Source organism: uncultured Odoribacter sp., from assembly GCF_937966165.1.
Taxonomy (GTDB): domain Bacteria; phylum Bacteroidota; class Bacteroidia; order Bacteroidales; family Marinifilaceae; genus Culturomica.
This window is the reverse complement of record NZ_CALCLB010000012.1, coordinates 455,433-479,567: the sequence shown is the minus strand read 5'-3', so window position 1 is coordinate 479,567 and position 24,135 is coordinate 455,433. Positions and strand designations below refer to the sequence as shown.

Below are 24,135 nucleotides of genomic sequence, written 5' to 3'. Positions count from 1 at the left end.
TTTTACTTTTTTTTCATTTCTAACGTTTGTTTAGTTAAGTTTGTACTGTTTATGGGAAAAATTTAAATTTCTCGAGCGGTTTAGAAGGGTAAAAGAATTTATTTTTGATTTTTAATTTGAATATAGGCTTCTGACATTATGGAAAAAATAGCTGTATTTCCGGGATCTTTTGATCCTTTTACGATAGGACATGAAGAGATTGTGAGAAGGGGATTAAAAATATTTGATAAAATTATTATAGCGGTAGGGATAAATGCTCTTAAAAAAGAATTTCTGGATGTAGATTGCCGGGTACAGTTGATCCGGAAAGTTTTTGCGGATACCGGGCAGGTGATTATAGAACCCTATTCCGGATTAACGGTTGATTTTTGTAAGCAAATGGGAGCAAATATCATTATCCGCGGTTTACGGACAGCTGCAGATTTTGAGTATGAAAGGGCTGTCGGGCAAGCGAACCGCGCGATGGATTCGGAAGTGGAAACGATGTTTATCCTGACTTCCACCGAGCATACGTTTATCAGTTCCACGATTGTCCGGAATGTATATATGAATGGCGGAAATGTAGATCGTTTTTTGCCGGAAACGTTGAAAACCGAAGATCTCCGTAAATGTGAAAAATGGAATAGGTAAAACGTATGAAAAACAGGACAAGAATAAGAGTTACCGGAAGTATTATTGCTTTGGTAGCTCTCTTTTTTTTATGTGTTCCCGTTTATGTACGGGAGGCTTTAATACATTGGTATCCCGATATTTCGGATACTTATCTGTTCGAATCCCATACGGTGGCTAAATCCGATACCTGTTGGGAGTGGCCGTATGCAGCGGATTATAATATTGATACGTTGGATGGTGCGGATCAGGCCTTTTTAGCAGAATGGGGAACAGTGGCTTTTTTAGTTATACAAAAGGACAGTATTGTATACGAAGAGTATCGGGAAGATTGGACTCCACAGACTTTGTCGAATATTTTTTCTGCAACCAAAAGTATCGTCGGTATTTTGGTCGGAATTGCTTTGGATGAAGGGTATATAGGAAGTTTAGAGGATAAGGCCGGAAAATATTTACCGGAATTTCAGGAAGGAGAGAAGAGTAAGATTACAATACGAAATCTTTTGACCATGAGTTCAGGCTTGAATTGGGATGAAGCTTATACAGCGCTTTTTTCCAAGACCACCCAGGCTTATTACGGGGATGAAATCCGTCAGCTGGTGATGAATTTAAAGGCTGTTGAACCTCCGGGCAAAAAATATTCTTATAAAAGCGGGGACACCCAAATTTTATCTTTTATAGTAGAAGCCGCTACAGGACAAACGATCAGCAAATATGCAGAAGACAAGCTTTGGAAGCCGATGCAGGCCTGTAACGATGCCCTGTGGAATTTGGATAAAAAAGGGGGGGACGAAAAGTCGTATTGTTGTTTTAATTCCACTGCCAGAGATATGGCCCGTTTTGCCCGTCTAATGCTGCACAACGGGAATTGGAACGGGAGACAATTAGTATCAGAAGCTTATCTGGAAGAGGCTATGGCTCCGGCTGCATATTTGGAAAATGAATTTGGAGACGGGGCCCTGGATTATTATGGATTTCAGATTTGGATAATGCACTACCGGGGAATGCAATTTCCGGCTTTCCGCGGTTTGGGCGGTCAGTATATATTTGCTATTCCTCAGGAAAATGCCATTGTCGTGCGTTTGGGGCATAAGAGGAGCGATGTATATGACCGGGAGAAAACAATAGATATAGACGGCTATTTGGATATTGCCTTTAAAATTTTGGAGAATAGGCCCCGTTGACAATTGTTTGAAAGTTTTTTGAACGGAAGGTATAAATTTTTCTTCCCGGAAACGATAAAGTATTTTGCCAGTAAATGGAATTGGAATACTTGATTTTTGCACATCCGCATCTGTTTCCCTTGATCAGCGAGCTGTTTAGCAGACCCTGTTCCGGTATATATTATCTTTATTTGAAGGATTTGAACAGTACTTTAGGAGAAACCTTTAAATTGTAAAAAATAAAAAACTGCCGTTCAAAAGTCTCTGAAAAGCTGTTGAACGGCAGTTATGCTGGAGAATTATTTTTACCAGGCAAACATAGGTCTGGGTTTCATCATTGCATTCACTTCTTTCTTCACTTCTGCGATAACATTTTCATCGTCTATATGGGAGAGAATGCGGTCGATCATATCGACAATTACGGGCATATCTGCTTCTTTTAAACCGCGGGTAGTGATAGCCGGAGTCCCGACACGTAAACCGGAAGTAGAGAACGGAGTACGGGTATCAAAAGGTACCATATTCTTATTGATGGTAATATCGGCCCGGACTAAAGTATTTTCTGCTTTTTTACCGGTTAGGTCAGGGAATTTTGTTCGTAAGTCAATCAACATACAGTGATTGTCCGTACCTCCGGATACAACTTTATATCCTTTATCCATAAAGGCTTTTGCCATGGCTTTTGCATTTTTCTGCATCTGGATGGCATAGGCTGTATACGAATCGGATAAGGCTTCTTCGAAAGCCACTGCTTTCGCTGCAATGACATGCTCGAGCGGTCCTCCTTGTTGGCCGGGGAATACAGCAAAATTGATTACCTGGGACATCATTTTTATTTCTCCCTTTGGTGTTTTCAATCCCCAGGGATTCGGAAAATCTTTCGGTAATAAAATCATCCCTCCGCGTGGTCCGCGTAACGTTTTATGTGTGGTAGTGGTTACAATATGGCAATATTCAAACGGGTTGTTTAACAGACCTTTTGCAATTAAACCGGCGGGATGTGACATATCGCACATCAGCAATGCTCCTACCTTGTCAGCGATTTCGCGCATCCGTTTGTAGTCCCAGTCGCGGGAGTAAGCAGAAGCTCCGCATACGATCATTTTAGGATGGTGTTCCAATGCCAGTTGCTCCATTTCGTCATAGTCCACCAAACCCGTATCTTCTTTTACGTGATAGGGAACGGGATTATAATTTATTCCGGACAGATTTACAGGAGAGCCATGAGAAAGGTGTCCTCCATGGGCCAGGTCCAGACCCAGGAAAGTATCTCCCGGTTTCATACAGGCAAAGAAAACGGCAGCATTTGCCTGAGCTCCTGAATGAGGTTGTACATTGGCAAATTCAGCTCCGAATAATTTACAGGCCCGGTCTATAGCTAATTGTTCTGTCTGATCCACAATCTGGCAACCACCGTAGTAACGGGCTCCCGGATAACCTTCTGCGTATTTATTGGTAAGGCAGGAGCCCATGGCCTGCATTACTTCTTCACTCACAAAGTTTTCAGAGGCAATTAATTCTATGCCTTCCTGCTGACGCTGACATTCTTTTTCAATTAAATCGAATATTACTGTATCTCTTTTCATGACTCTATTGGTTTATAGAAAATTTTCTTCAAATTTAGAAGATTCCTTCGGACTTAACAAATTTTTCGACACTATTCTGAAAACGATTGAGGGTTCCTTCACAGACAGAAAACGTAAGGAAAACTCCCTGACACTCCACTTTAAACTGTCTTCTTCTTCCCTTTCTTCTTACGCTTCTTTCTTTTGTCCGTACGGACAGAAGAACATTTCCACGTTTTTCTGTTTTCCCGTTTAAACTTTTACATTCAATTCGTACGGAAAGGGACTATTATAATGAGGAGAGATATTTTCTTGTTTTTATTTTTTATTACTTTTGTAATATCTTAAAAAACGAAATAACTATGGAAAATCCTTTTGAAGAAAAACAAGTAAAGCGGCCTACATTTCTGACCGTATTATGTATCCTGACATTTATAGGAAGCGGATGGGGAATTTTATCTGAACTCTTTTCTTTGATAACTTCCGGTATGGTAAATCAAAATGTTCAGATGGAACAGTATTCGCAGGCCATAGATCAATTGTCTGATTCTGCTGCTTCTTCCTCTTTTCTTTCTAATTTATTGAGTTCTTCCCAGGAAGTAGTACAAGCTTCCATGATGTATAGCAAACAAATTGCTATCTGTGGTTTGATTTTGAGTATTGTCAGTTTAACCGGGGCAATTCTGATGTTCCGTTTAAAACGGATTGGTTTTTGTTTTTATACCGCTGCACAGGTGTTGATGCTGGTCGTTACTCCTATATTTATCGGTTTTTCGTGGGTAGCTATGGCGGGAGTGATATTCTCCGGAATACTTGCTCTTATTTTTATTATTATGTACGCTCTGAATTTGAAGTATATGAGATAAGATAAAAATCTGAACAGTCGGTTTTTAATGGAATAAAAGGTTATCGTTCTTGATTTATAACGATAACCTTTTTCGTTTTTTATTTCATCCAGACATTCAGGATTTCCCCGATATACATTTTGTGCATGGGTTTATTTTTCCATTCAGCTTTCACTTCCGGGTTCTGAATAACCTCCGGAGTGAGAGAGGGGGTGGCTAATTTCCGGCATTCAATAATTAACCAGGCTTCTTTAAAAGCTTGATTACCGGAAGGAAGAGTAAAGGGATGGAGATCAGTAGCCTTTATTTTCTCAAAAGCTGTCCCGGAATTTTTACTACAATAAGTGAGGGCATCTTTGAAATTTTCGCCATAAAAAGAAAGCGTATACGTATTCTTTTCTTCCAGTAACGGAGCGATGTCCCCGTAGGGGTGGATAAAGGAAAAAGATACGGGTAAACTGTACACATAGCCCAGACCGCCCCAACTGCCGGTATTCATATTAAATAAAGTACGGTCCCCAACAGTAATGAGCATCCAGTCTTCAGAAAGCATTTGTATAATATTTCCGGGTATCTGTTCCGGTTTTATTTGCTTATAACCTGCAAGGGTTTTACTTTCAGTAGGAGCTATCGGTTTGCTTTTGCTGGGTTTGGCAACCGGTACATTCAATATTTCTGCTGTTTCAAAAAATATTTTGTCCACCATATCGATCGTACTGATCCGGAATCTGCTCGGAAGACGGCGTAAATTATCCTTGTTTTTTGTCAGGGCATATTCATCAGATATCCAGGTTTCTGCCGTGTGTTTTTCCGGTTTGTCAGAAGAAGAAACCTGATGATAGTAGACAATGTGAGAAATCTGAATTTTGCATTGTCCGGCTGTGCAGGTAATAATGAGATGATAATTGATCAGGGCTCTGTTCAGCAAAACGCTTTCCGGATTTAAAATCAGATATTCTGCACCGAAACAGGCAATTTCTCCCTTTTCTTTATCTGCAGATAAAACTTTACTGTTCGTCTGATCATTCGGTTGGAAATAACGATTTGCCCATTCCAGCATACTATGGTATATCTTTTCCTGGGAAGTATTGGGGATTTCTAAAATCTGGGTAAAAATGACTTTTCCATTTACTTCCGGAACTGCACCGGCCAAATATTTACTGTCTATTTCCTGTGAAAAAAGAGAAAGAGGCAATAATAAGAACAAAAATAAAAATCTTTTCATAATATACACCAATTACAATTTCTACAAAGATAAAAGGAATAGTTGAATGCTTATCTTTTTCAAAAGGTAAATTAAATAATAAAAAAATAAAAATAATTAACTTTTTACAGGCTCTAGTGTATATTGACGGAATATATCTTACTGACGGATTTATTTAGATATCGGGAAAGAAGTTAGTGCATTTCAAAGGTCCGGCTGTCTTCTGTATAACAGGTAAATATACCAAGGGCTCCTGCTAAATTTCCGTTTAAGGGAAAAGGGGTGGAAATACTGCCTTGATTAGCAGCATTTGCCCGGTTTAAAGATACCTGATAATTATAATTCTCTTTTGTAATATGTTTTAGGCTGATTATAATTTTTTCTGTGGAATCGTTTGGGGGAAAGGAAAGGCTTTTTCCGGTTTTTTCGTAAGCATGGTGGGGGAGGTTTTCCAGTAAACAGGTACTTCGGTTAAGTAAGGTTTCACCTTTGTAAGTTTCTATCGTATAAATATAATAATTCTGAGTAGGGTCGGGGGAAGTATAAAACCAGATCGTGGCTTCTTGACCGTTTACTTCGAAAGCTTGAATTTTAATTTCATCCGGAATAGCGGTTTTTGCCGTAATTGATTTGTTTTCAGGGGTAAAAATTGTCAGGTAAAGGGTATCCGCATCTGTTCGGTTCAGCTTCCGGTAATTTCCGTAATTGTATATAAAACCGTTTTGAGGTGAAGTGTAATAAATGGGATAGAGGCGAAATGCATCTCCCGCTTGCAGGTGAATTTCCAGATTGGAAGTAAGGGAGAGTTCCAGTTCCTCGGAAACCGGAAGAACCTGGGAGGCAGTAAGTAGAAACATTTCATTGGGTTTGCAGTAACATTCGATAAAATAATCCGGAGTTTCCCCGACAAAACGGATAGGCAGATTATCTTCCGGCATACAGGAAATTAAAAATAAACTCATTCCCAAAATGAAACGAAGCAACTTTTGTTTTCTTATGCTGTTTTTTTTTATTGCTTGCATTGTTGTTCCGGTTTTACCAGTTTAAATGGAGTGAAATATACGGAATAAAGGGGAGAATTACTTTGGATTTCGGAATAAATTTTGTTTTTCCGTTTTCATTTTCTTCTGGTTTGAAATAGACGAAAGAAGGGTTGGAACGATTGTAAATATTATAGGCCCCGGCGCTGATTTTCATCCGAATACGTTTATAGGGGAAAAGATAATCGAGGTTTGCATCGAGACGGTGATTGTCCGGGAGTTTATAATTATAACGGTCTGTATAAACAGGTATTAATATAGGTTTGTTTTCGCTGTCGGTAATATTGTGGGCGAGTGCCACCCCGACCGGGAAAGTCGTGTATACTCCGGAAGAAAATGTCCATAGCAAATTGAGAGAAAACCGGGAAGAGAAGTTCAGTGAATTATTAATAACTACATTGTGTTTAACATCATAAGGCGGATTAAAGGCACGTCCGTCATTGATTTCAGCAAATTTTCTTTTAGATTCTGAAAGGGTGTAGTTTAAGCGAAGGTTCAGGTTCTTGCGTTGAAAAGACAAATCCAGTTCCAGTCCTTTTGCATAGCCTTCTCCTTCAATCATATTGTCGGTGAGTCCGCTATACTGGGTGGATTCATTGGCAGAGAAATCCTTGAGATGTTGCATGTTTTTGTAAAATAGACCGGCATATAGGGTAAGACCTATTGGGATCTCCTGTTCTGCTCCTATAGAGATTTGCCGGCAAAGGGCGGGTTTCATGCCTTTGTCCAGAGGATACCAGATGTCCACCGGAGTTTTCACCGTAAAATAAGGATATAAACTCAGGTATTGAGTGGTTTGGGCGTAATCCGCCCAGAACGTAAATTTGCCGGTAAAATAACTGATTTTGGCCCGGGGAGAAAGGGTGTTAATCTGTGAATTACCACGGTAATGCTGGTAGTTCAGGCCTGCCATAAACAAAAAGTGAGTATTGGGACGATAATTTATTTCTGCATAAGTTTCATATAAATTGAAATACTTATCGGAACTTTTAATCAGCAGGTTTTCTGCATAATCCGGTTTATCAGCCGTTTCGAAGCGGGCATGTTCGAATTTTCCGCCTGTTAAAAATTGAACCTGATCGCTGAACTGACCGATGTAACTGACCTGGGTGATTAAAGAATAACGGCGGTTTCCTCCTCCCATAGGGATACTTCCCTGGGCGTCTCCTTCGCTGAAAGAGGATTTTCCTCCTATACTCAAACGGAAACGGTTTTTTTCATTGAGAGTATAAACTGCTTTCAGATTACCCGAAAATGTTTTCCAGTTAAAATCATAACGTACATTTTCCTGTAATTTCATCGAAAGATCGTCCATGGAAAAAATTCCGAAAGCACTGAGGTTCCATCGGGAGGAGAGGCGGGAATCCAAACTTAAGGTGGCATCGTTAAAGGCATATTCCGGAAGTAAATTGCCTGTATTATTGCCTTTTACCGAGTGATTATAGAGGCGGGAGATTGCCTGTAGGTAAGAAGTACGGAGTGAGGCTGCAAAAGAAGTATGATTTTTGATCAAAGGTCCTTTGGCTTTCAGAGCGGAGGACACTAATCCCAGGGAAAATTCTCCTTCCGTTTTTTGTTTGTTTCCGGGATCGGGAATCATATTGATATAAGAAGACAAGGCCCCGTTATAGGAAGCCGGAAAGCCGCTTTTATAAAGTATCGAATTATTGAATATATAGGGATCGAAAGTAGCTAAAATACCAGTCAGGTGGTCCGTTCCTGCAATTTCCATATCCTGAATGAGGAAACTGTTTTCCCAGCTGTTTCCTCCTCTTACATAAATTCCGGGATCAAGGGCATTGGTCGTGATGATTCCCGGTACTGTCGCCAGGTATTTCAGTAAATCCTGTTCTCCTAAGATTGCCGGTACTCTTTCAATGCCTTGACGGGAGGGATAGAGGCGTCCCGGTGAAGTGCGCCCGCTCACGATCACTTCCTGAAGATTATTAAATTTATTCCGAAGGATAACGGTAAAAGGAGTATTTTCTTTTACCCAATGACTGATTTTTTTATAATTGATATGTGAAAACTCCAACTGGCAGGGGAGTTCGGCTTTTAAACGAAAATGGCCTGTTGAATCTGTTATGGTACCTTGTTGATTATCCAGGCAAAAGATATTTACTCCGCTCACAGGTTCTCCGTTCCGGGTAATTACTCTTCCGAGGATTACAGATTGTGCCAGTGTCAGCAAAGGGCAAAAAAGAAAAATAGCAAAAATAAATTTCAGCATGCTTTGCGGAATTCATATGCTTACAAAGGTAAAAAAAGTTTTCAGGGTTGGTACATTCTGATATACCAACCCTGAAATTATACAAGAGTAAACTCTTAATTGCGGTATTAGCCTCCGAAATTATCGTACATGACATTTTCATCGGGTACTCCTAAATCGTACAGCATTTTAGTTACGGCTGCAATCATCATAGGAGGTCCGCAAAGATAATATTCAATATCTTCCGGATTCTCGTGATTTTTAAGGTAATTTTCAAAGATAACCTGATGTACAAAACCGGGCTTGTATGCTACACCGGCAGCATCGGCTACCGGATCGGGTTTATCGAGGGCCAGTGTCCAGTGGAAATTCGGATTTTCTTCCTGGATTTTATTGAATTCTTCTACATAAGGTGCTTCCTGGAGTGCACGGGCACCATACCAGAAGGTGACCTTACGTTTGGTATGCATGGTATGGAATAAGTTGAAAATATGCGAACGCATCGGAGCCATACCGGCACCGCCACCGATAAACATCATTTCATTGTTTGTCTCGCGGAGGAAGAATTCTCCGTAAGGACCGGAAATCGTTACTTTATCACCCGGTTTGCGGGAGAAGATAAAAGAAGAACAAATACCCGGATTAACTGGCATAAACGTGCGGGTAGCCCGGTCGACCGGCGGGGTAGCAATACGGATGTTCAGCATAATGATATTGCCTTCTGCCGGAGAGTTCGCCATGGAATAAGCCCGGTAAGTCGGTTCCGGATTATGCATTTTTAAGTCGAACATCTTCATACGCTCCCAGTCAGCCTTGTATTTTTCATCTACATCAATATTCCTGAAATCTACATCCAAAGCCGGCACATCTATCTGGATATAGCCTCCGGATTTGAATTTCAGGTTTTCTCCTTCCGGAAGTTTTACGACGAACTCTTTCAGGAAAGTAGAAATATTACGGTTAGAAACCACTGTGCACTCCCATTTTTTAATACCCAGAACGGCTTCGGGAATACGCATTTCGATATTTTCCTTTACTTTTACCTGACAGGCCAGACGCCAGAAGTCATGTTGTTGTTTGTAGGAAAAAAATCCGGTTTCTGTAGGTAAAATACTACCGGCTCCGGAAAACACCTGACATTTACACATTCCGCAGGAACCTTTCCCTCCGCAAGCTGACGGCAAAAATATTTTTTGGTTAGCTAAAGTGGAAAGCAGGGAATTGCCCGGCTCTGTTGTTATAATCCGCTCTCCGTTATTGATATTGATTTTCACATTTCCTTTAGCCGTCAGTTTAGCTTTGGCAAACAAAAGGATGCCGACCAAGATCAGGGTGACAATCAGGAATACGACAATACCGGCAGTTACGATTGTTGTATTTATTGCTAATAGTATCATTTAATTTTAAATTTTAGATTTTAATTTTAAATTACTCTGCACCGGCATTGGTTTTATTTTCTGCTTGTCCGTTGGAGCCCGGAGTTTGCTGTACGCTTTCTTCCGGGTTGGTTTCATCGGTTGCAGAATTATTTGTTCGCAGTGCCGGCGCTGTCTCTACTGTTTCGGTCGGAACGGGTTGTGCTTTCAGTTTGTTTAAGTCGATTCCCAGGAAACTCATAAATGAGATGGCCATTAAACCCGTCACAATAAACGTAATGCCTATGCCGCGCAAAGGAGCCGGAATATTGGAATATTTCAATTTTTCACGGATAGCAGCAATACAAACAATGGCTAGCATCCAGCCGATTCCGGAACCCAGTCCGAAAGTGGTTGCTTCCCCTACGTTCGCATAATTCCTTTGTTGCATAAATAAAGAAGCTCCCATAATAGCGCAGTTTACAGCAATCAAAGGTAAAAATATACCCAGTTGGTTATACAGGGCAGGAGCAAACTTTTCTACAATCATTTCAACCAATTGTACCATGGCAGCAATGATGGCAATAAACATGATAAAGCTCAGAAAGCTCAGATCGATAGTAGTCGCTTCTTCTCCGAGCAGCCATTGCAGAGCTCCTGGTCTTAATACATAATTGTCCAGCAGATAATTTACCGGAACGGTGATAAGTAATACAAATATAACGGCTATGCCCAGACCGAATGAGGTCTTGACGGTCTTCGATACAGCCAGATAAGAACACATACCGAGAAAGTATGCGAATATCATGTTGTCGATGAAGATCGAACGGACGAATATATTTAATAGATTTTCCATGTTTCTATCTCTTCTTTAGTTATTTTTCAATCAACTCCTTGTTTCTGGACCGATGCACCCAAATAATCAATCCGACAAGAATTAACGCCATCGCCGGCATAATCATCAAACCGTTGTTCAGATAAAAACCTCCGTTTTGAATATAAATAGATGTCGGAATAATACGGAAACCATAAAGGGTACCTGATCCGAACAGCTCGCGGAAAAAAGCTACAATCACGAGAATCATGGCGTAACCCAAACCGTTGCCGATGCCGTCCAGCAAGGAAGGCCAGGGTTTATTGGCCAGAGCGAAAGCTTCAATACGTCCCATGATAATACAGTTGGTAATAATCAAACCAACGTATACGGAAAGTTGTTTACTCACGTCATAAGCATAAGCTTTCAGAAGTTGGTCTACGACGATTACCAATGCTGCTACGACAACTAGCTGTACAATGATACGGATCCGCGTGGGAATTGTATTCCGTAACAGAGAAAGGATCACATTGGAAAAAGCAGTTACTGCTGTTACTGAGAGCCCCATCACGATGGCGGGTTCCAGCTTGGCGGTTACGGCAAGAGCAGAACAGATCCCCAGAATTTGTACAATAACCGGGTTGTTTTTGCTCAAAGGACCGAGGAGGTATTCCCGGGTCTTTGCTGAAAAAAATGCGCTCATTTTATTTTTGTTTTAAAAACGGTTCGTAATAGGTTAAATAATTTCGGAGCATGCTTTCAACTCCTTTGGAAGTAATGGTTCCTCCGGAAATGGCATCTACTTCATTCTTCCCGGTTGCATTTCCGCCTTTTTTTACCAGAATACTTACTAACTGGTCTCCGGAGAAGATCTGTTTGTTTTGAAATTGATTATTGAAAGCAGGGGTGGTAATTTCAGCACCCAGTCCTGGTGTTTCTCCTTGGTGGTCGAAAAATGTTCCGTAAATAGTTGTCTTGTCTGCATCCAAAGAAATATATCCCCAGATCGGACCCCATAGACCGGCTCCGTAAACAGGTAATATATATTTGACAGCTCCGTCCACTTCTGCAACAAATACGGGGAGTTCCCGTCTGTTTACAGGTATACTGTATTGTTTTTCAATGTTTACATTGAAAGCTTTGCCTTCTATTCTTTCGCCTTTATCGTTCACAATAAATTGTTCTTTGATGTATTGGTTGAACAACTCAGCGGAATTTTGGGCTGTAGAACTAATGTGTATAGCACTCAGAATATTCTGTCTCTTTTCATTCTGCCTGTTCTCATTTTGGAGGGGTTGCAGGGAAAGAGATATAACGGATAGCAGTGCTGCGACCACTACTACCAGAATGACTGAATAGATAAATGTATATGTATTTCCTTGTTTATTCATCTCTTTCTGTTATTAAGCATTAACTTTGGCTCTTTTCAGACGGTGTTTGATATTTGACTGTACCACAAACCAGTCGATCAGTGGTGCAAATGTATTCATCAATAATATGGCTAGCATCATGCCTTCCGGATAACCGGGATTTATACAACGGATAATGACAGCCATGGCACCGATTAGTAAACCGTAAATGTATTTTCCGGTACTGGTCTGAGCAGATGTTACCGGATCTGTAGCCATAAATACGGCACCGAAGGCAAAACCGCCCATGAGTAATTGCTGGTAAGCGGCAACATGCGAAACCGGTTCGAAAGCCAGAGACATTAGAAATCCTCCTACGAATACAGATAACATAATCCGCCAGCTGGCGACATTGGTGATCAGAAGGAGGACTGCTCCGAGCAGCACGCAGAAAGTAGAGGTTTCTCCGATAGAACCCGGGATCAGTCCCCAAAACATATCGGCAGAGCTATATGTTAAAGGTTGTCCTAAAGCCATCTGGGCCAACGGTGTCGCCTGAGAAATAGCATCTGTGGTTGTTGGGTCGCCGGCAATCCAGACGGCATCTCCGGATATCATAGAAGGATAAGAAAAGAAAAAGAAAGCACGGGCCAGTAAGGCCGGATTCCAGATATTCATCCCTGTACCTCCGAAAATTTCTTTTCCGATAATAACGGCAAAAGCTGTCGAAAGGGCAATCATCCACAAGGGAGCTTCTACCGGCATGATCATCGGAATCAATAAACCGGAAACCAAAAAGCCTTCATTTATTTCATGACCTCTCATTTGTGCAGCAGCAAATTCAATACCCAGTCCAACGACATACGAAACAATAATCATCGGGAGCACCTTCCATAGACCGAAGAAAAACAGTTGGAAGAATCCTGTATCTGCTAATACGCCTATCGCTTTAAAATGTTGATAACCTACATTGTAAATTCCAAAAAGCAAGGCCGGAATTAAAGCTATTACGACGATGATCATCGTTCTTTTGAGGTCTACTGCATCCCGGATATGGGAGCCGGAAGTTGTCGTGCGGTTGGGCACGAAAAGAAAAGACTCAAAACCAGTGAAAACGGAGCGGAATTTTTCCAGTTTGCCTCCCTTTTCAAATTTGGGTTTTTGCTTATCTAAATAATTTCGTAAAAAATTCATGTTATTCAAATTTCAATGTTACAAAGCTTCTTTGAATGTTCGCTTTTAACTGGATTAATTGGTTTCTTTCATCATCAAAATGATCCCATCTTCGAGAATTTTCTGAACCGGAGTTTTAGAGGTACAGACAAATTCGCACAAAGCCATGTCTTCCGGTAAAACTTCATAAATTCCCAATTGTTCCATTTTATCGATATCTCCTGCTAAAATTGCTTTTAGTAAATAAACCGGGAAGATATCCATAGGAAGCACTTTTTCATATTGTCCGGAAACGACGAATGCCCGGCGTTCCCCGTGATAATTGGCGTCTAAGGTATAATGTTTATTTGGACAAAGGAAAGAGGGGAATAATTTGGAGGCAGAGAACTTATTGAAACCGGGTGTTGCCCAGCCTAAAAATTCATAAGAATCTCCTTCCGGAATGACAGTAATTTGATTGGCATAAAAGCCCAGGAAACCACGATTGCTTACTTTGTCTCCGGTCAAAACATTTCCGGAAATAATCCGCTGATGAACAGCATTTTTTAATTTATTAGCCGTAAGGCAATCGATATGAGCCCCTAAGATTGTTTTGTAATAAGCAGGTTCTTTTACTTCAGAACCGCATAAGACGATCGTTTTACGGGCATCGAACCGGCCTTCTGTAAACAGACGGCCGATAATTGCTAAATCCTGTATATTAACCGTCCAAACATATTCTCCTTTATTGATGGGAGAAACATGATTGATTTGAATGCCCACATTTCCGGCTGGATGAGGACCTTCAAAATAAGTGATGTTGACGTTTTTCAGTTGGTTGAAAACAGAATTCTGAGGAGTACCTTCTTTTATTCCCAGATTCACATTGCCGTTGCAGAGCTTTTGCATACAATCGATACCGGCTTGTAAATTCTTTCCCTCCTCCTTTAAAATCCACTCAAAGTCCGGAGCCAGGGGGGCTGTATCGAATGCAGAAATGAAAACTGCTTTGGGGGTAATTTCCGGATTAGCCAAAATACCATAAGGACGCTGTATGATCAACGGCCAGGTACCGCTCTCCAGTAAACGGGTAATAATTTCCTCCCGGCTGAGCTGGTTTACGTCGGCTTTTCCAAAATCGGCATAAGCGATTTCTGTGTCCGCTTTAATTACGACCTCCAATAATTTTCTTCTTTCTCCGCGATTGATCGCTTCAATACAACCGCTGACAGGTGCCGTAAATTTGATCCCAGGGTTTGCTTTATCGATAAATAAAGCATCTCCCGCTTTCACTACGTCGCCCACCTTGACTGTTAGTTTAGGGGTAAGTGTCCGGAAATCCGTAGGCTTTAAAGCATAGAAATCACATTTTCCACCTGCTTTTACCACCTTTTCCGCTTCTCCATTCAACTTAATATCAAGGCCTTTTTTTAATTTGATTACCTTGGACATGTTATAATTATATTAAATAGTTTAATTATTTAAACAGTGAAGTTTAATTTTTCCAAATTAGCCACAAATATACAAACCTATTACGTAATTCTGTCGTTAATTGAATTTTAATTTGTCTTGAAAGAACATTTTTTTGATTTTTCTGAACGAAAAGAAATAAAAAGTTTTATGATTTCTTTAAAAAAGTGTTTATAGTGTTTTTTTCTGCTTAAAGGATGTAAAAATCTCTTTTCCTACTGAAAACGCTGAAGTGAACTTCTTCTCTATAGGAACGTATATGCAGAGGATAAAGGAAATTTAATAAAAGATATAGATCCGGAATAGTGTTTCCGGTTTTTTCCGGAAGTCGGCTATTTTGTCAGAAAGAATAAAAATAAAGCTTCGTTATTTGTCATTTTGGCATGGGTTTTGATAAAATGGATGATTAAATAAGATAAATATGAAGACAATAGTAGTTGTAATTTTGATAGGTATAGGAATGATTTCATGTAATTCCTCCCGAAATATGGTAAAATTGACAGGTGTAAAATGGGTTTTAGAGAATTTGGAAGGAAAACCGTTACAAATGAAAGAAAATGGAAATAAGGTTTATATTCATTTTAACGATGCTGAAAAAAGAGCAGACGGAATGGCAGGATGTAATCGTTTTTTCGGAGCCTATGAATTGGACGGCAAGACTTTAAAATTTTCCCAGATGGGAGCTACGCGTATGACTTGTCCGGATATGAATATAGAAACTGCTTTTTTTAAAATGCTGGAAAATACGGACCGTTTTGAAATTAAAGAGCGTAAGCTGTTGTTGATGCACGGAAATCAGGTGCTTGCAGAGTTTAAAGAGGAACCTTTGAAAGAAAAATAATAACCAGAATTAGTTAAAAAATTATTCCGGAACCTTGCTTTTGGCTTCAAAAGCGGGTTCCGTTTTTTGTTTAAATGTGTGATTGTTTAAATGTTCAAAAGAGCGAATGTTCAAAGGGGGTATCGGAGAGGAGTTTTAAAGGAATGGACGGTTCAAAGAGGAAAAACAGCAGTAAAACTTAAAAAATAAAATATCAACTATTCTTACCGGTTAGCGTATAATTATCAGCTAGATATGTCAATAGAAGAAGAATATACTGGTAAGGAATAAACTTTAGGTTCTTTGGCTTGTCTTTAGAAAGAAGGAGATCCTGAATTTTAACATTTAACAAATCTCTTCTAACGTTAAGCTTTGCTAATTAAGATTTTATTAGTAAAGTGTTGGCAAACTTATTGCTTAGGAAAGAATGCAACTGGAAATATTTCGGATAGAATAGAAAATGAGGTTGTTCTCTAGTGGAATGGTGCCAGTGATATAAAACCCGAAATCTGTAAAATCATCGAAAAGGGTTGGATATAAATATTTTAAAATTATTAAAAGGAAGAAATATGAATGTTACGAAATCATTAGTTAGTTTGGTTCTGGGTATTGCCGGCGGTTTTATTGCATTCTTTATTGTCAGTGAATGGAAAGGCGGGCCGGTGAAACAGGAAATTCAACATGAAATTATCGGACCGGGAATAAAGCAGGTTGCTTATACTCCGGGAGATAATAGTTTAGGAGGTCCGGGAAGCGTTGATTTAAGAGAAGCTGCCAAAAAGACAGTGCCGGGAGTTGTGCATGTTAAGACCATACAGATGGGACGTGAATATGTAGGAAATCCATTTTTGGATTTTTGGTTTGGAAACCGTTCTCAGGAGAGGGAGGTACCTATGAATATGGGGTTTGGTTCGGGAGTAATTATCTCAGATGACGGATATATCATTACCAATAATCATGTTATCCGGGAGAGCGACCGGGTAGTTGTGGTTTTAAATGATAAGAAAGAGTATGAGGCGAAGATTATCGGGGCAGATCCGAATACCGATATTGCTTTATTGAAAATTGACGGGAAAAATTTGCCCTATGTGGAATACGGCAATTCAGACGATGTTGTATTAGGAGAATGGGTACTGGCTGTGGGAAATCCCTATAATTTAACTTCTACGGTAACGGCAGGTATTATCAGTGCTAAGGGGCGTGAATTGGGGATGAACCGGGGACAGATGAATCTGGAATCGTTTTTACAAACAGATGCTGCCGTGAATCCCGGTAATAGCGGGGGAGCTTTGGTAAATGCAAAAGGGGAACTAATCGGAATCAATACTGCTATCCAGTCCCCTACAGGGGCGTATTCCGGCTATTCTTTTGCTGTACCTGTGAATATTGCCCGTAAAGTTGTAAACGACCTGAAAGATTACGGAAAAGTTCAGCGGGCTGTGTTGGGAATTTATATGCGTGAACTGACTCCGGCTGTAGCGGAAGAAATGAACTTGAAAGAAACTTCCGGTATTTATGTGGAAGAAGTGCTTTCAGGCGGAGCCGCTCAGAAAGGGGGACTGAAAAAAGGAGATGTAATTCAGGGGATGAATGGTATTGAAATAAAGACAGCTCCGGAATTTCACGAACAGTTGGGAAAATATCGTCCGGGGACGGCTGTACAGTTGAATATAAAACGCAAGGGAGAAGAGAAATTACTGGATGTAACGCTGCAGAATAGTTATGGGGATACGGCTTTGGGAGTAAAAGAGGAAGGAGATATATTCGGTATAAAAGTATCCCCTTTGAGTAAAGAAGACCGTTACCGTTACCGCTTGAATAAAGGAGTTAAAATTACGGACATCCGGAATGGTAAATTTAAATCTGCAGGACTGGAGAAAGGTTATATTTTAGTAAAGATTAATAATTCAATTCTTTATGACGGGGAAGATTTGGCCAAAGCCTTGAATAGCGTAACGGATGGAGGCGTGTTTATTACAGCAGTAAGTCCGCGCGGACGGGTTGAATATTTTGCATTTTCGTTGTTAAATTAAAAAATGTTAATAAAAAACTTCCGTAAATTTTTACATGGGTATCTAAATAAAAAACATTACTTTTGCAAAATATTTGCGGTGGTATAATAAGATAGTATGAGACAATTAAAAATTACAAAATCGATAACGAACAGGGAGAGTGCTTCCCTTGACAAGTATTTGCAGGAGATCGGTAAAGAGGATTTGATTACTGTGGAGGAGGAGGTTGAATTAGCACAACGTATACGGAAGGGAGATCAGCGGGCGTTGGAAAAACTGACACGTGCTAATTTACGTTTTGTGGTTTCTGTTGCGAAACAATATCAGAATCAGGGCCTCAGTCTTCCGGACTTGATAAATGAGGGGAATCTGGGATTGATTAAAGCGGCGGAGAAGTTCGATGAGACCCGTGGATTTAAATTTATCTCTTATGCTGTTTGGTGGATCCGGCAATCTATTTTGCAGGCATTGGCAGAACAATCCCGTATTGTTCGTTTGCCTTTGAATCAGGTGGGTTCATTAAACAAAATTAATAAAGCTTTTTCCCGTTTTGAACAGGAAAATGAGCGTCGGCCTTCTCCGGAAGAGCTGGCTGATACTTTGGATTTACCTGCTGAAAAAGTTGCTGATACACTACGGGTGTCCGGCCGGCATATCTCTGTAGATGCTCCCTTTGTAGAAGGAGAAGACAATAGTTTGCTGGATGTATTGGTGAATGACGATTCTCCTGTAGCTGACCGGACTTTGATTAATGAATCCCTGTCTACAGAAGTGGAGCGGGCATTGTCTACCTTAACAGAAAGGGAACGGGATATCATTAAACTGTTTTTTGGGATCAATACGCAGGAAATGACTCTGGAAGAGATTGGCGAGAAATTCGGATTGACCCGGGAAAGGGTTCGGCAGATCAAAGAAAAAGCTATACGGCGTTTACGTCATTCTTCCAGGAGTAAATTGTTGAAAACCTACCTCGGATAAACGGATATTCTGATCGTATAGAAATCGTGCAAAATAGAAATTTGCACGATTTTTTTGTTGTAAGGCTGGCTCTAGTCTTGTTTTTCGATTAAGTATTTCCAGAACCGGGCCGGCATATTTTGACGGTGGAGTTTGGGGTTCAGGCGTTCTCGTATGGTGATGGATTTAAAATAGGCTTTCCAGAGTTGCTGAAATAATTTTTCGTCTGTCGCCAGAAATTTTTCAGGAAGTTTTCCCTTTTCTAAAGGGGTGGTTTCAGAATTGAAATATACTTCCGTGACTTGGGAGAGATCGTAATAATAGCCGTACTTTCGTTTAATATCGTAGATTAACCATTTCTGATCGGAAAAACGATTTTGAAAATGCGGAATAACTAAGGGCAGAACATTATAACGGGGTTCGAAAACGGAGAAAAAGATATCGTCTGCAGTTTTCTGAAAACGGGTAAATTGAATGATTTTGTGTTTTTCCTGATTTACTTTTTTCCAGATTTGAGAAATTTTCAATACATCCGGATCTCCGAAATTGAGTTCTATGGATTGGGGAGAATCGATATTTTTTCGCATATAACGAAAAAGTAACAGATCTGTTTCCGGTAGTTCTGACAGCCAGGTGATCGTCAGAAAAGACAGGCCGCCCCGGGATAATTTTTTTTGAAGGCCCTGCCATACCCGCTTTGATTTTTCTTCATCTGTGTAAATGGGGATTACCCGATCGTAAAAAAGGGGAAGCGTCTCCCCTTCCGCCAATAGAATATCCGGAAAAATTTTGTAATAATAGGCTTCAAAAAGAGCTGTCAGAAGTCCTTCGAACGTTTTATCATAAGTGAACAAAATCATATCAGTCGTCTTCAAACTGTAATTTTAATTGTCTGGGATCCTCCTGGTTCCGGCCTGTATTTTTGCGGGTCAGGATTTTCCTTACCTGGTCGGGGTGGACTTCTTGTATTGTTTGTAAAGGAAATTCCTGGCAGGTGATAAAATAACGGGCTTTTTTCATCACAATCCCCATTTTTTGCAGCTGTTGGCTACCTAATTTGCCGTATCGGCGGGAGACCAGGATCAGTTTCGCAGATTTTACGCCTATTCCCGGTACACGTAATATCATTTCATAATCCGCTCTGTTGATATCTACCGGAAATTTTTCCGGATGCCGGAGAGCCCAGGCTAATTTCGGGTCGATTTCTAAATCCAGGTCCGGGTAGGCATCATTGGCGATTTCATCTGCTTTAAAATGATAAAAACGCATTAACCAATCTGCTTGATAAAGTCGGTTTTCCCGGATCAGTGGGGGTTGTTTCAGGGCCGGCAGACGGGTATCATATGCGTTTACGGGTACAAATCCGGAGTAATAGACTCTTTTTAAAGTCGGCTTCTGATAAAGGACTGAAGAAAGCCGGAGAATGTCTTTATCCTGGTCCGGACTGGCCCCAATAATCATCTGAGTACTCTGGCCTGCGGGTGCAAATCGGGGGGCTGCCCGGAATTTTTTACGATCTTCCAGATTTTCCAATATCCCCTGACGGATAAAACGCATGGGGGTAAAAACACTCTGAAAATTTTTGTCAGGGGCCAGTAATTGTAAACTTTGTTCGTTGGGGATTTCAATATTTACACTGAGCCGGTCGGCATATAATCCGGCTTCGTTAATCAGTTCCCGGCTTGCTCCGGGTATACTTTTTAAATGAATATAGCCGTTATAGCGGTGATTCAACCGCAATTCTTTTGCTACCCGAACGAGCCGTTCCATAGTATAGTCAGGATTGCGTACCACTCCGGAACTCAGAAAGAGGCCTTCAATATAATTGCGTCGGTAGAATTCAATTGTCAGGTTAACCAATTCGGTGACAGAAAACGTGGCTCGTTTTAAATCATTACTTCTCCGGTTGATGCAATAGGCACAGTCGTATATACAATGATTCGTGAGCATGATTTTCAACAAAGATACACAACGCCCGTCTTCGGTAAAACTGTGGCATATTCCCCAACCTGCGGCGCTTCCCAGCCCTTGAGACCTGTTTCGTCTTGAGGTGCCGCTGGAGGCGCAGGAAACATCGTATTTGGCCGATTCCGCCAGTATTTTTAATTTTTCGAGTACCGCTTCATTCATGCTGCATAGTTCTATCCTTTTGCAAAGAAACGAATTAAATTGCAAACCGAAAGTTGAAAAAAGTTAATGATTGAAGAAAGGAAATTAATTTTTTATTTTTTCGGAAAAACCGGTGTGAAAAAAAGTCTGATATTCATGGATAAAATTGGGCGTCAGCAGATTCCGGGCGATTCCCTCTTTAATTTCCGGGCGACTCCAGAACCGGCCGGAATCCACTTCATCATTATCGATGTGAATACGGTCGTAACGGGTACAGAGAAAAGAGAATACCAATTCTTTTTCCCTGGGGCTCTCCCATAAATAAGAACCGTTGAACCGGGCTTCAAAATCCCTTATTCCTAATTCCTCCCGGGCTTCTCTTTTCAGGGCTTCTTCAATTTTTTCATTTAGTCCGATATGCCCGCCAACAGCGGTGTCCCACAAGCCTGGCAAAAGGTCCTTTTTCATGCTTCTTTTCTGTAGAAAGATTTCGTTTTTTTCATTTTGTATATGGAGATGTACGACGGGGTGCAGTAATTTAGAACCCGAATGACAAACACTTCTCGGAGCTTTTCCGACCAACTCTCCTTGTTCGTTTACTAAAGGTAACCATTCTTCCTTTTTATACTTTTGTACCATTAAATATCTCCTGAGGAATAAGCTACCGAAAAATAACCCGATCCCCGTATAGAGAAGGGTGCTACTCACAAAATTTACCGTATTTTCATCTGCATAGTAAAGGGATAAGAATAGGATAATAAGGTGTAAAAGCAGTAAGAAAAAAAGAATCCGTAATGTTATTTTCATCGTCTGCTGTTGTCCTGGACTAATTTGAAAATTTTTGCGTAGATTGGCCGGGATCGTAGAGCGGATGTCTTTATGGAAAAAAGCAAAAAATCCGATTAAAATACAAAAGGCAGCTTCCGCTATGCCGTTTTGTATTCGTGCGGGAAGAGGGGAAGAACTGCTTAAAGCAATTAGCCCGGGGATACCCAGAGCACAAGTTATAAATAAAATTGTCCAATCGTTGGATTTTTCTTTCATCCGGGTGTAAATAAATTCTGCGGAACCTAAAATAACAAGGCAGATTAAACCACTGAGCGGACCCAGATACTCATCAATTATCACGTAAAGTATAGCTAATAGTAGTGAAGGTCCTAATTTTCTCCAGGTGAACATGAGCAGTCTGACATAAAAGTTTTATGATCCGGGAATAAAAATACCGATTCAGTTTATTCATTTTTCAAAGATAATAAAAATTGGGGACGAATAATCATTTCCTTCCTCTTTACCGGTCCGAAAATTTTGAACCTTGGAACAGTTATCCGATAGATCAGTTTATTTCACTTTATGACAGGTGTTTAACAGGCAGGTAGATGAAATACGAATAAAAAGGAAGATGGTTGTGAAGAAATACAGATTACTTGAAAAGAGAATCTGTTCGTTTCAAAAGAATGGAGGAAAATGAGAAAAAACCGATTTATTTATGTTTTTAAGTTAGTAAATCCTAATTTGTATTCAGGGACGGGAAATATGGGAATATTATCTTTATATTTGTTTGATTTTTAGTTTGTGGGGAAAAAAGTTCGTTTTTACGGAGGTGAATTTTTACAAACTGTTGGGTGTAAATAATTTATAAAGAAATAATACCTGCCTGTTAAGCAGGTGGGGGTTTGATTACTGAAAGTGATAATAAGTATAACGAAGTATATGTTTAGGGTATTTCTCTATTTTCTTGTTTTTTTATTCCCGCTGCTGGGCAGAGGAGAAAGAAAAGAGGATATACAGGAGAAAGAAGTAGAAGGATATATCGATAAGGCTTACCAAAGTTCTTATTCAGATCCGGTTCGTGCGATTTCTTTTTCAAATACGGCTATACTGAAGGCTGAATTGTCCGGTAACAACAATTTAGTGTGCCGGGCATTGGTGGTATTGGGACGTTCTTATGTAAATCTCGGTTCTTTTGATATGGGATTTGAAGCATTTTATAACGCCTTGGATAAATGCCCGCCTGATAATGAACAATTACAAGCTCAGATCAATGTAAACATTGGTTATCTGTATATCAGTTTAGGAGATATTAAAAAAGCATTCCAATTTATAGAACGGGCAACAGAACTCTTTACTGCCTTGGGGGATATGGCTGGAATTGCCAGTTGTTATAACGCTGAAGGATTGGCATATGAACGGATAGAAGAAGACGGGAAGGCTGAATTTAGTCTGCAAAAGTCTTTGGCCTTGAACCGGCAATTGAACGACCGGAAAAATATTGCTGCTAATTTAAATAATTTAGGGCTTTTAGAGGGCAAACCGGAGGAAAAAATAGAATGGTTAAAAGAGGCCATACAAATTAATAAATCGTTGGGAGCAAACTGGTCTCTGGCGGAAAATTATAATAATCTGGGGACTCAGTATTTTTATAAAAAAGATTATGAAAAGGCTTTGGTAGAATTGAACAGTGCTTCTGTTTTGGCGACAAATTTGGGGGCTAAAGAGTTGCTGTGTGATAACTACCGCTATCAGACATGGGTTTATAAGGCAATGGGCAACTATAAAAAAGCCTATGAAAGTATGGAACGCCTGTATGAAATGGAAAAGGAACTGCTGTCGGATAAGAAAATCAGAGAAATGGAATTAAATGTAGCTGACCGGCGTTTTAAAGCCCAGCAACAGGAGTTAAATCTGAAACAAAAAGAATTGAAAATTAAGGGTTTGGAACGGGATATGCTATTGGTTATTGCTTTTTCTTTAGCCCTGTTTTTCGGATTATTTTGGGGGGTATGGAGATTTCGGCACAGGCGAAAAATACAATTGACATTAGCGAATCGGGAAATTGAAGACCAGCGCCAGGAAATGATCCGGTTGCAGTTGGAAAAGACGGAAGAAGAACGGAGAAATGTAGAGATGGAACTGGAATTTACTAAAAAAGAATTGACCAATTTTGCCTGTTACATGCAGAGTAAAAATGAATTGATCGAAAAGATTAAAGTGATGATCCGGGAATCTTATAAAGATGCCAAACCCGAAGTGAAAACACAATTGAAAACCATCAATGCTTTCATTTCTCAATATCAGAATAAAGAAGAAAATGCCGGTCCCTTGATTGAAGAAATCGAGCGGATTAATGCAGAGTTTATTGTACGGTTGACTACAATACATCCGGATTTATCGAAAAATGAAAAACAGTTGGCTTCCTTTTTGCGGATCGATTTCAGTACCAAAGAGATTGCTCTGCTCATTGGTTCTACCCCCAAGACTGTCAATATGGCCCGTTATCGCTTACGTAAAAAATTGGGTTTGGAAACCGACGAAGGATTGAGTGAATATATGAAAAAGATGTAAATTTTATTTTTATTTTAAGTTGTTTTTGCTGAAGACCCGGATAGCATTTCTTTAAATGTCTTCTGTCAAAGTTAATACTTTTCTTTTACCGTATGGTTTTATTTCCGGTTTCTTTCTCTC

19 protein-coding genes and 1 pseudogene are annotated in these 24,135 nt (G+C 40.1%); 7 read left to right on the top strand and 13 right to left on the bottom strand.

Annotation, left to right across the window (positions count from 1 at the left end; all coding sequences use genetic code 11):
• Window positions 1-138 precede the first annotated feature (138 nt).
• The gene (coaD, locus tag Q0465_RS05675) at window positions 139-630 is read left to right on the top strand and encodes a pantetheine-phosphate adenylyltransferase (protein WP_298613896.1); all 492 of its coding nucleotides are present in this window, start codon (window positions 139-141) and stop codon (window positions 628-630) included.
• A 5-nt stretch (window positions 631-635) separates the two neighbouring features.
• Window positions 636-1,793: a serine hydrolase gene (locus tag Q0465_RS05670; protein WP_298613894.1), complete on the top strand. Its 1,158-nt coding sequence runs from the start codon at window positions 636-638 to the stop codon at window positions 1,791-1,793.
• A gap of 284 nt (window positions 1,794-2,077) precedes the next feature.
• Here the strand turns inward: Q0465_RS05670 and glyA are convergent, their stop codons facing one another.
• Window positions 2,078-3,358: a serine hydroxymethyltransferase gene (gene glyA, locus Q0465_RS05665; RefSeq protein WP_298613893.1), complete on the bottom strand. Its 1,281-nt coding sequence runs from the start codon at window positions 3,356-3,358 to the stop codon at window positions 2,078-2,080.
• 341 nt (window positions 3,359-3,699) lie between these two features.
• Here glyA and Q0465_RS05660 point away from each other — a divergent pair, with 341 nt between their 5' ends.
• Window positions 3,700-4,203 carry a hypothetical protein gene (locus Q0465_RS05660; protein ID WP_298613891.1) on the top strand — a complete coding sequence of 168 codons (504 nt, stop codon included), beginning with the start codon at window positions 3,700-3,702 and terminating at the stop codon, window positions 4,201-4,203.
• 79 nt (window positions 4,204-4,282) lie between these two features.
• Here Q0465_RS05660 and Q0465_RS05655 read toward each other — a convergent pair whose 3' ends face one another.
• The 9 genes and pseudogenes from Q0465_RS05655 to Q0465_RS05615 form a co-directional block, all read right to left on the bottom strand.
• A complete protein-coding gene (locus tag Q0465_RS05655; RefSeq protein ID WP_298613889.1) occupies window positions 4,283-5,407 on the bottom strand; it encodes a DUF4468 domain-containing protein in 1,125 nt (374 codons plus the stop codon).
• A gap of 173 nt (window positions 5,408-5,580) precedes the next feature.
• Entirely contained in the window at window positions 5,581-6,408 is an 828-nt protein-coding gene (locus Q0465_RS05650) for a DUF4249 family protein (RefSeq protein ID WP_298613887.1), read from the bottom strand.
• Window positions 6,409-6,421: 13 nt separating this feature from the next.
• Window positions 6,422-8,656, bottom strand: a complete 2,235-nt coding sequence (locus Q0465_RS05645; protein WP_298613886.1) for a carboxypeptidase-like regulatory domain-containing protein — start codon at window positions 8,654-8,656, stop codon at window positions 6,422-6,424.
• Window positions 8,657-8,763: 107 nt separating this feature from the next.
• A complete protein-coding gene (gene nqrF / locus Q0465_RS05640) occupies window positions 8,764-10,032 on the bottom strand; it encodes an NADH:ubiquinone reductase (Na(+)-transporting) subunit F (RefSeq protein WP_298613884.1) in 1,269 nt (422 codons plus the stop codon).
• A gap of 196 nt (window positions 10,033-10,228) precedes the next feature.
• A pseudogene (gene nqrE / locus Q0465_RS05635) lies at window positions 10,229-10,846 on the bottom strand (NADH:ubiquinone reductase (Na(+)-transporting) subunit E); the annotation flags it as partial.
• Between the two features lie 19 nt (window positions 10,847-10,865).
• A complete protein-coding gene (locus Q0465_RS05630; protein ID WP_298613882.1) occupies window positions 10,866-11,507 on the bottom strand; it encodes an NADH:ubiquinone reductase (Na(+)-transporting) subunit D in 642 nt (213 codons plus the stop codon).
• A 1-nt stretch (window position 11,508) separates the two neighbouring features.
• Complete coding sequence (gene nqrC / locus Q0465_RS05625; protein WP_298613880.1) at window positions 11,509-12,195, bottom strand: NADH:ubiquinone reductase (Na(+)-transporting) subunit C; 687 nt, start codon at window positions 12,193-12,195, stop codon at window positions 11,509-11,511.
• A gap of 12 nt (window positions 12,196-12,207) precedes the next feature.
• A complete protein-coding gene (locus tag Q0465_RS05620; RefSeq protein ID WP_298613878.1) occupies window positions 12,208-13,347 on the bottom strand; it encodes an NADH:ubiquinone reductase (Na(+)-transporting) subunit B in 1,140 nt (379 codons plus the stop codon).
• A 54-nt stretch (window positions 13,348-13,401) separates the two neighbouring features.
• Entirely contained in the window at window positions 13,402-14,757 is a 1,356-nt protein-coding gene (locus Q0465_RS05615; protein WP_298613876.1) for a Na(+)-translocating NADH-quinone reductase subunit A, read from the bottom strand.
• Between the two features lie 439 nt (window positions 14,758-15,196).
• Here Q0465_RS05615 and Q0465_RS05610 point away from each other — a divergent pair, with 439 nt between their 5' ends.
• The 3 genes from Q0465_RS05610 to Q0465_RS05600 all read left to right on the top strand — a co-directional run bounded on the left by Q0465_RS05610 (window position 15,197) and on the right by Q0465_RS05600 (window position 18,585).
• Window positions 15,197-15,616 (top strand): META domain-containing protein, encoded by a 420-nt coding sequence (locus Q0465_RS05610; RefSeq protein ID WP_298613874.1) that lies wholly within the window; start codon window positions 15,197-15,199, stop codon window positions 15,614-15,616.
• Window positions 15,617-16,164: 548 nt separating this feature from the next.
• Window positions 16,165-17,628, top strand: coding sequence for a Do family serine endopeptidase (locus Q0465_RS05605; RefSeq protein ID WP_298613872.1), 1,464 nt, complete (start codon window positions 16,165-16,167; stop codon window positions 17,626-17,628).
• Between the two features lie 96 nt (window positions 17,629-17,724).
• Window positions 17,725-18,585 carry a sigma-70 family RNA polymerase sigma factor gene (locus Q0465_RS05600; RefSeq protein ID WP_009135349.1) on the top strand — a complete coding sequence of 287 codons (861 nt, stop codon included), beginning with the start codon at window positions 17,725-17,727 and terminating at the stop codon, window positions 18,583-18,585.
• Window positions 18,586-18,656: 71 nt separating this feature from the next.
• Here Q0465_RS05600 and Q0465_RS05595 read toward each other — a convergent pair whose 3' ends face one another.
• The 3 genes from Q0465_RS05595 to Q0465_RS05585 all read right to left on the bottom strand — a co-directional run bounded on the left by Q0465_RS05595 (window position 18,657) and on the right by Q0465_RS05585 (window position 21,312).
• Entirely contained in the window at window positions 18,657-19,424 is a 768-nt protein-coding gene (locus Q0465_RS05595; RefSeq protein ID WP_298613989.1) for a TIGR03915 family putative DNA repair protein, read from the bottom strand.
• A gap of 1 nt (window position 19,425) precedes the next feature.
• Complete coding sequence (locus Q0465_RS05590; RefSeq protein WP_298613869.1) at window positions 19,426-20,694, bottom strand: putative DNA modification/repair radical SAM protein; 1,269 nt, start codon at window positions 20,692-20,694, stop codon at window positions 19,426-19,428.
• Window positions 20,695-20,778: 84 nt separating this feature from the next.
• Window positions 20,779-21,312: an NUDIX domain-containing protein gene (locus Q0465_RS05585; RefSeq protein ID WP_298613987.1), complete on the bottom strand. Its 534-nt coding sequence runs from the start codon at window positions 21,310-21,312 to the stop codon at window positions 20,779-20,781.
• 1,071 nt (window positions 21,313-22,383) lie between these two features.
• Between Q0465_RS05585 and Q0465_RS05580 the strand changes: the two genes are divergently transcribed.
• On the top strand, window positions 22,384-24,015 hold the full coding sequence (locus Q0465_RS05580; RefSeq protein ID WP_298613867.1) for a tetratricopeptide repeat protein: 1,632 nt from the start codon (window positions 22,384-22,386) through the stop codon (window positions 24,013-24,015).
• Window positions 24,016-24,135: the final 120 nt, after the last annotated feature.

Bases quoted from the DNA above. Each gene is read 5' to 3' on its own strand.
- coaD (WP_298613896.1), top strand. From the start codon at position 139: ATGGAAAAAATAGCTGTATTTCCGGGATCTTTTGATCCTTTTACGATA.
- Q0465_RS05670 (WP_298613894.1), top strand. From the start codon at position 636: ATGAAAAACAGGACAAGAATAAGAGTTACCGGAAGTATTATTGCTTTG.
- glyA (WP_298613893.1), bottom strand. From the start codon at position 3,358: ATGAAAAGAGATACAGTAATATTCGATTTAATTGAAAAAGAATGTCAG.
- Q0465_RS05660 (WP_298613891.1), top strand. From the start codon at position 3,700: ATGGAAAATCCTTTTGAAGAAAAACAAGTAAAGCGGCCTACATTTCTG.
- Q0465_RS05655 (WP_298613889.1), bottom strand. From the start codon at position 5,407: ATGAAAAGATTTTTATTTTTGTTCTTATTATTGCCTCTTTCTCTTTTT.
- Q0465_RS05650 (WP_298613887.1), bottom strand. From the start codon at position 6,408: ATGCAAGCAATAAAAAAAAACAGCATAAGAAAACAAAAGTTGCTTCGT.
- Q0465_RS05645 (WP_298613886.1), bottom strand. From the start codon at position 8,656: ATGCTGAAATTTATTTTTGCTATTTTTCTTTTTTGCCCTTTGCTGACA.
- nqrF (WP_298613884.1), bottom strand. From the start codon at position 10,032: ATGATACTATTAGCAATAAATACAACAATCGTAACTGCCGGTATTGTC.
- Q0465_RS05630 (WP_298613882.1), bottom strand. From the start codon at position 11,507: ATGAGCGCATTTTTTTCAGCAAAGACCCGGGAATACCTCCTCGGTCCT.
- nqrC (WP_298613880.1), bottom strand. From the start codon at position 12,195: ATGAATAAACAAGGAAATACATATACATTTATCTATTCAGTCATTCTG.
- Q0465_RS05620 (WP_298613878.1), bottom strand. From the start codon at position 13,347: ATGAATTTTTTACGAAATTATTTAGATAAGCAAAAACCCAAATTTGAA.
- Q0465_RS05615 (WP_298613876.1), bottom strand. From the start codon at position 14,757: ATGTCCAAGGTAATCAAATTAAAAAAAGGCCTTGATATTAAGTTGAAT.
- Q0465_RS05610 (WP_298613874.1), top strand. From the start codon at position 15,197: ATGAAGACAATAGTAGTTGTAATTTTGATAGGTATAGGAATGATTTCA.
- Q0465_RS05605 (WP_298613872.1), top strand. From the start codon at position 16,165: ATGAATGTTACGAAATCATTAGTTAGTTTGGTTCTGGGTATTGCCGGC.
- Q0465_RS05600 (WP_009135349.1), top strand. From the start codon at position 17,725: ATGAGACAATTAAAAATTACAAAATCGATAACGAACAGGGAGAGTGCT.
- Q0465_RS05595 (WP_298613989.1), bottom strand. From the start codon at position 19,424: ATGATTTTGTTCACTTATGATAAAACGTTCGAAGGACTTCTGACAGCT.
- Q0465_RS05590 (WP_298613869.1), bottom strand. From the start codon at position 20,694: ATGAATGAAGCGGTACTCGAAAAATTAAAAATACTGGCGGAATCGGCC.
- Q0465_RS05585 (WP_298613987.1), bottom strand. From the start codon at position 21,312: ATGGTACAAAAGTATAAAAAGGAAGAATGGTTACCTTTAGTAAACGAA.
- Q0465_RS05580 (WP_298613867.1), top strand. From the start codon at position 22,384: ATGTTTAGGGTATTTCTCTATTTTCTTGTTTTTTTATTCCCGCTGCTG.